At 62.2% G+C, this 613-nt stretch carries 1 protein-coding gene; it reads right to left on the bottom strand.

Features of this window, described 5'->3' with window-relative positions; translation table 11 throughout:
* Position 1: 1 nt before the first annotated feature.
* Positions 2 to 613 (bottom strand): PLP-dependent aminotransferase family protein (locus tag ACR0LN_RS23955; RefSeq protein WP_480433246.1); only part of this gene is annotated, 612 nt, incomplete at its 5' end.

Below are 613 nucleotides of genomic sequence, written 5' to 3'. Positions count from 1 at the left end.
CTTACAGGTTCGGATAGATTGGAAACTTGGCGCAGAGGTCTGCGACTTCGGCTTTGACCTTGGCTTCGACTTCGCCGTTGCCGTCTTCGCCATTGGCGGCCAGGCCGTCGACCACTTCGATGATCCAGTCGGCGATCTGGCGGAATTCGACCTCGCCAAAGCCGCGGGTGGTGCCGGCGGGCGAGCCCAGGCGGATGCCCGACGTGATAGTCGGCTTTTCCGGGTCAAACGGAACGCCGTTCTTGTTGCAGGTGATGTGCGCGCGGCCCAGAGCTTTTTCGGTCGCGTTGCCCTTGACGCCTTTGGGGCGCAGGTCGACCAGAACCACATGGGTGTCGGTGCCGTGGGTCACCGTGTCCAGACCGCCCTTGATCAGCTGATCCGACAGCGCCTGTGCGTTGGTCACGACCTGTTTGATATAGTCTTTGAACGCGGGCTGCAGCGCCTCGCCAAAGGCCACGGCCTTGGCCGCGATCACGTGCATCAGCGGGCCGCCCTGAATGCCGGGGAAGATCGCCGAATTCACTTTCTTAGCGATATCTTCATCATTGGTCAGGATCATGCCGCCGCGCGGGCCGCGCAGGGTCTTGTGAGTCGTCGTGGTCGCCACATG

The sequence above is a fragment of the Ruegeria sp. AA6 genome (assembly GCF_056542865.1).
This window is presented reverse-complemented; position numbering and strand designations above follow the sequence as displayed.